The sequence below is a fragment of the uncultured Acinetobacter sp. genome (assembly GCF_947624825.1).
In the GTDB taxonomy this organism is placed as follows: Bacteria; Pseudomonadota; Gammaproteobacteria; order Pseudomonadales; family Moraxellaceae; genus Acinetobacter.
The window spans coordinates 1-3,747 of record NZ_CANQLZ010000110.1 but is presented as its reverse complement, the minus strand read 5'-3'; the positions used below and the strand labels follow the sequence as shown (position 1 = coordinate 3,747).

Sequence of the window (3,747 nt, the reverse complement as noted above, 5' to 3'; positions counted from 1 at the left end):
CATTAAATCTAGTTAAATTTTCATATTTCATGGGACTAGTATAAACAATTTTTTACTTTCGCAAGAGGTCTAATATACCCAAGGTCTACATCAGCTAGATCATAAAAAATAAACACACTCAGAGGGTAATATGAAATTTAAAAGCTTAACTTTAGCACTTGCAAGTGCCATGATTTTAACTGCATGTGGTGGCGGAGGCTCAAGTGACTCAAGCTCTTCTCAACCATCTCCAAATACAGCACTAGAAAAACAATGGTCTATGTATGATTCTTCATATTTGATAGACAGCGATAATGTATTAGAGAAAATCAGTTTAAATATTGCAGGCAATACCATTTATTTTAATGTAGATTATTTAGCCAACAATCAAACTATAGATGACTTTGAAGATGTTAATAATTTTGTTTCTATCGTATCAGAATATTTAACAGATGAAGGCTTATATCGCCTTGCTACTGAAAAAACTCCTCAAGGCTACGTCTTTGCAAATTTAGTGTCGCAAAAAGCCAATCAATGGGTTCTTACCCCTGCTTCTCAAAATAATCTTCAAGGTTTAAAGCTCACCGAAAACTTTACAGTAGTTGACTTAAGTAACAAAGAAATGGGGCTGTATATTGATGGTTATAGTTATCTCACAGGACAAGATGCCAACTTAACGCCTTACGTAGGTCAATTTCCTCAACGATATTATCAACAATTCAAAGGCAAAACCTTTCCTCAAGGAGCAACATGTTTAAAACATGAGTCTAGCTCAAGCAATAAAAACTATATTCAAAGCTATGGAACTGCATGGTTAGGTTTTGATGAATTAGAAAATGAATCTTTCCGTAAAACCACATTGGGAGGTTATCAAGTTGCTATTGCACATGATCGCTATTCACCTTATGCATACGATTATGAAGCATATTTCACAACATCAGACAACGTCGTAAAATATGGCTCATATTATGCGCAAGGTACAACTTATCAATTAAACAAAGATATGCAAGATTATCAAGCTGATTTAAATGAAGCCATTAAAGAATACGGTGCAAATAGCCCAGAAGCCCTCATAGAAACCCATTATCTATCTGGCTTAAAAACCGAATGTGCCTTGTTTAATCCGATTGCCAGTCAAGCCATCGATCAACAGGTACACCTGAATTAAGCAGCCAAGATCAGGTTCCGACCTGATCTTTTTCATCTAATGCTTGAATCAAAACCTGAGTGTCATCCACACTAAAACGTACATTAAAATCAGCAAATGCCAATCCATAAATACGCGTTGGGTCATCTTGATAAGCGGGACGTGGGTCAAGCGCTAAGACTTGTTCTAACTCTTGACAGATTTGTATATTCAAAATCCCTTTTTCGAGTAATTCATCACGTGAAATTTGTGCATTTTGCAACCAAACCACCTCTTTACGTTTGGGTTGATCTTGTGCATAAGCACTTTTTGCCTCCATTACTGCATCAGAATATTGAATATAAGGCTTAATATCTACAATTGGAGTACCATTTAATAAATCACTGCCCACCACATACACCCGTACCTGTTTACCCACCTTTTGCACTTTTTTAAGTTTTACCACCGACAAACCAATCGGGGCTGGGCGATACATACTACGTGTAGCAAACACGCCAATTTTTTGGTTTCCGCCTAAACGTGGTGGACGCACTTGAGGACGGAATTTATCGCTATCTTGTTGATTTTTATTATCATGGAATTGCCAAATCAGCCATAAATGACTAAATTCCTCAATGCCTTGAAAAGCATTTAAATCGTTATACACACCTTGCATTTCAATATAAGATTCAATTTCAACCAAATTAGGTTGGCGTGGAATGCCAAATTTTTCTTGGTAAGGCGAACGCATATAACCAATAATTGGCAGCGTTAAAGTCGTTGTCATCACTTTTTCTGATAAGCTCAATTAAATATATTCAGTTTATCGAGAATGATTTTAGATTAGAATAGCAACCTGTTCTAATTTGATAATTTATTGAGACCTTTAATGGCTGCTTTTAACGTCGAAAAGATTACTCATGTCCACCACTGGAATGATACTTTATTTTCTTTCAAAACCACTCGTGACCAAGCTCTACGTTTTAAAAATGGTCAGTTTGTGATGATCGGCCTTGAAGTCAATGGCAAGCCTTTAATGCGTGCATACTCAATTGCCAGCGCGAACTATGAAGAAGAGCTTGAATTCTTCTCCATTAAAGTGCCAGATGGTCCATTAACTTCTATTTTACAAAAAGTAAAAGTGGGCGATGATATTTTAGTTTCTAAAAAACCAACAGGTACGTTGGTACTAGATGACTTAAATCCGGGTAAAAATTTATACCTACTGTCATCAGGTACAGGTCTTGCACCATTCTTGTCGACTATTCGTGACCCAGAAACTTACGAGCGTTTTGAAAAAATTATCGTGGTTCATGGTACACGTTTCATTTCAGAATTGGCGTATCAAGATTTAATTGAAAACGAAATTCCAAACCACGAATTCTTTGGTGAATTGGGCGCGAAAGAAAAATTGGTTTACTACCCAACGGTTACGCGTGAAGAGTTCCATACCCAAGGTCGTGTGACTACTGCCATTGAAACAGGTCAACTGTTTGAAAAAATCGGTTTACCACGTTTTAATCCAGAAACTGACCGTGCCATGCTCTGTGGTTCACCGGCATTCTTAGATGATGTGGCAGCTTTGCTTGACCAACATGGTTTAAAAGAGTCACCACGTATGGGCGTATTAGGCGACTACGTGATTGAACGCGCTTTTGTTGAAAAATAAGTTTATTTTTTAACTCAAAAAAACCGAAGCTTAAGCTTCGGTTTTTTGATTGAACATATGCTAACTTTTAATTATGGGTGCTCAATTTTACGTTCTTGTAAAGCCTGCTTAATTACAGCATAGCCTGCGCTTAGACCTAAACTTGCCATAATTAATGCCACGATCAGATCAGGCCATAATTGACCGGTACCAAACACCCCAACAGCTGCTAAAATCACCGCCACATTACCAATCGCATCATTACGACTACACAACCAAACTGATTTCATATTGGCATCTCCATCACGGTAGGCATATAAAATAAGCGCTGTTACGACATTGGCAATTAAAGCTAAAATACCAATCAGACCCATCGTGATCGCTTCAGGCGCAATACCAAGCGTATAAGCATAGGCCACCTTCGCCAATACCACCAAAGCAAATACAAGCATAGTGATACCTTTAATTAAAGCTACAGTCGAACGCCAATATAAACTTGCGCCTAATACGGCCAATGAAATTGCATAATTGACAGCATCTCCAAAGAAATCTAAAGCATCTGCCCATAATGCTGCTGAGTTGGCATATGCCCCACCAATTAATTCCACCACAAACATGGCAAGATTAATCACCAACGCAATCCAAAGCGCAGAACGAAATTTTGAATCTGGCTGTTGAGGGGCAGAGGGAGGACGACATTGACACGCCATATTGTGCTCCTAGAACTTTTCGCTTAAATTTAAATTCATTAAAAAGCTTAGAGCAACTCCAAGGTCAAGCAGCATGAGACGTTATCTTATTTCACAGGTCGCTCAACTCACCCAACTGAGTCGCGATACGCTACGCTTTTATGAAAAAAAAGGCTTAATTCAACCACCGTTACGCGGCGATAACGGCTATCGTTATTATAATGAACAGATTAGACCTCTTGCGAAAGTAAAAAATTGTTTATACTAGTCCCATGAAATATGAAAATTTAACTAGATTTAATGAT

5 protein-coding genes are annotated in these 3,747 nt (G+C 37.9%); 3 read left to right on the top strand and 2 right to left on the bottom strand.

Annotation, left to right across the window (positions count from 1 at the left end; translation table 11 throughout):
- Window positions 1–130 precede the first annotated feature (130 nt).
- On the top strand, window positions 131–1,147 hold the full coding sequence (locus Q0017_RS13480) for a hypothetical protein (protein ID WP_298147872.1): 1,017 nt from the start codon (window positions 131–133) through the stop codon (window positions 1,145–1,147).
- A 10-nt stretch (window positions 1,148–1,157) separates the two neighbouring features.
- On the opposite strand, the gene tsaA is transcribed toward Q0017_RS13480, so the two are convergent.
- Window positions 1,158–1,892 (bottom strand): tRNA (N6-threonylcarbamoyladenosine(37)-N6)-methyltransferase TrmO, encoded by a 735-nt coding sequence (tsaA, locus tag Q0017_RS13475; protein ID WP_298147869.1) that lies wholly within the window; start codon window positions 1,890–1,892, stop codon window positions 1,158–1,160.
- 102 nt (window positions 1,893–1,994) lie between these two features.
- Between tsaA and Q0017_RS13470 the strand changes: the two genes are divergently transcribed.
- The gene (locus tag Q0017_RS13470) at window positions 1,995–2,774 is read left to right on the top strand and encodes a ferredoxin--NADP reductase (protein ID WP_297422939.1); all 780 of its coding nucleotides are present in this window, start codon (window positions 1,995–1,997) and stop codon (window positions 2,772–2,774) included.
- A gap of 71 nt (window positions 2,775–2,845) precedes the next feature.
- Here Q0017_RS13470 and Q0017_RS13465 read toward each other — a convergent pair whose 3' ends face one another.
- Window positions 2,846–3,463: a cation transporter gene (locus tag Q0017_RS13465; protein WP_298147865.1), complete on the bottom strand. Its 618-nt coding sequence runs from the start codon at window positions 3,461–3,463 to the stop codon at window positions 2,846–2,848.
- Window positions 3,464–3,536: 73 nt separating this feature from the next.
- Here Q0017_RS13465 and Q0017_RS13460 point away from each other — a divergent pair, with 73 nt between their 5' ends.
- Window positions 3,537–3,710: a MerR family DNA-binding transcriptional regulator gene (locus Q0017_RS13460; protein ID WP_298147862.1), complete on the top strand. Its 174-nt coding sequence runs from the start codon at window positions 3,537–3,539 to the stop codon at window positions 3,708–3,710.
- Window positions 3,711–3,747: the final 37 nt, after the last annotated feature.